This window comes from Mesorhizobium sp. B1-1-5 (genome assembly GCF_006443065.1).
Lineage (GTDB): Bacteria > Pseudomonadota > Alphaproteobacteria > Rhizobiales > Rhizobiaceae > Mesorhizobium.
Map to the genome: position 1 here is coordinate 1 of NZ_VFWS01000393.1, position 1,387 is coordinate 1,387.

2 protein-coding genes are annotated in these 1,387 nt (G+C 66.8%); both read left to right on the forward strand.

Features of this window, described 5'->3' with window-relative positions; translation table 11 throughout:
* Window positions 1-8: 8 nt before the first annotated feature.
* Window positions 9-767 carry a metallophosphoesterase family protein gene (locus tag FJ980_RS31700; RefSeq protein ID WP_140547449.1) on the forward strand — a complete coding sequence of 253 codons (759 nt, stop codon included), beginning with the start codon at window positions 9-11 and terminating at the stop codon, window positions 765-767.
* A 244-nt stretch (window positions 768-1,011) separates the two neighbouring features.
* Window positions 1,012-1,387: SH3 domain-containing protein (locus FJ980_RS31705; RefSeq protein WP_246676659.1), on the forward strand; the 376-nt coding region annotated here is incomplete at its 3' end.

Genomic DNA, 1,387 nt, shown 5'->3' on the forward strand with positions numbered 1-1,387 from the left:
GAGCTCCCATGCGCATTGCTGTCCTCGCCGATATCCACGGCAATGTGCTGGCGCTTGACGCCGTGCTCGCCGACCTCGAGCGGCGCGGCGGTGCCGACCTCACGGTCAATCTCGGCGACAGCGTTTCGGGTCCGCTCTGGCCGCGCGAGACGTTTGCGCGGCTGGAAGCGCTGGACCTGCCGACCGTGCGCGGCAATCATGACCGCCGCGTCGCCGCCGATCCGGCCGATGAGACCATGTGGGCCTCCGACATCTACGCGCAGGAACGGTTGACCGGAGCGCAGCGCGAGGTGCTGTTCGCGCAGCCTCTGACGCTGGAGATCGCGCCCGGCGTGATCGCTTTCCATGCCAGGCCCGATCATGACGAGAAATACCTGCTCGATGCGATCACCGATGGCCGGCTGGTGCGTGCGCCGCTGGCGGCGATCCGGCGGCGGTTGAAGGCGCTCGATCCGGCCTGCCGCCTGGCCCTGTGCGGCCATAGCCACCGGGCCGAACTGATCCGCTTGCCAGGCGGTCCGGTGATCTTCAACCCGGGCAGCGTCGGCTGTCCCGCCTATGAAGACTCGACGCGGCCGGCGCATTCCTCCGAGCAGGGCGCGCCGCATGCGCGCTACGGCATCGTCACTTCAGGCGAGCCCGGCCGGCCCGACCGTTTCGAGGCCATCGCCGTCGACTATGATCACGAGGCGGCCGCCGGCCAGGCCGAACAGGCGGGACGGCCCGAATGGGCCCATGCGCTGCGAACCGGCTTCATGCCCGGCTGAATGCTTTTTGCATTCGTGCCCGGCTGAATGCTCTTCGCATTCGTGCCCGGCTGAATGCTCTTTGCATTCATGCCGCGAGCAAGCGCATGCCCGGCTGAACTCGCTCCTCGCTCCCGATGATCCCCTTCACGCAGCTCCGTCCCTGCCGGAAGAAAATCTCGCTTCTGGACAGGGCGCAGCGTCGTCGCCTATAAAATCGGCTTCGCGTGTGGCGGCGTTTTCGTATCTGGCGGTGCCTTTGGTAATGCAATCTATCGGCCACGGCGAAGCGATGAAGCGCCGGTCTACGTTCCGAACGACGCTCTTCGCGCTGATCGCCGCTCCTGTGCTTCTGACGGTGGCCCATGCCGAGGATGGGCCGTTCATCTCCATCGTCACCGGCCTCGCCCCCGACGATCTCCTCAACGTCCGCGCCCAGCCATCGCCGATCGGCAAGACCGAGGCGCGTCTGGCCAATGGCGCCAGCGTGAACAATCTCGGCTGCATCGACGTAGACGGCCGGCAATGGTGCAAGGTCGAGGCCGAGAACCCGAAAATCAGCGGCTGGACCCCTGCCCGCTACCTGAACCCCGTCAATCCGGCTTCGCCGCCCGATCCGGATCAGGCGGATGCGTCCGCTG